Genomic DNA, 276 nt, shown 5'->3' with positions numbered 1-276 from the left:
GACCGTGTTGGCCGCCACCGTCACCGTCACCGTCGCCGTATCGCAATTGCTCGGATTGAGCGTCTCGCAGATCTGGTAGGTGAAGGTATCCGTGCCCGAGAAGCCCGGGTTCGGGGTGTAGGTGATCGTGCCGTCCGGATTGATCGTGGTGGTGCCGTTGGCAGGCGGCGTCGTCACCGTCGTCGTGACCGTGCTCGTCGTCACCGGCACACCGTTGAGCGTGTCGTTGCTCAGCACCGGGATCGTGACCGGCGTGTTCTGCGGCGTGGTCGCAGG

The 276-nt window shown here is 65.2% G+C and carries 1 protein-coding gene; it reads right to left on the bottom strand.

What is annotated here, in order from left to right:
* On the bottom strand, positions 1–276 hold a 276-nt coding region (locus LG367_RS18250), incomplete at both ends, for an Ig-like domain-containing protein (RefSeq protein WP_226470690.1).

The sequence above is a fragment of the Luteimonas panaciterrae genome (assembly GCF_020511115.1).
GTDB lineage: Bacteria > Pseudomonadota > Gammaproteobacteria > Xanthomonadales > Xanthomonadaceae > Luteimonas > Luteimonas panaciterrae.
Note: the sequence above shows the minus strand (reverse complement) of the source record. Positions and strands in the feature narration are given on the sequence as shown.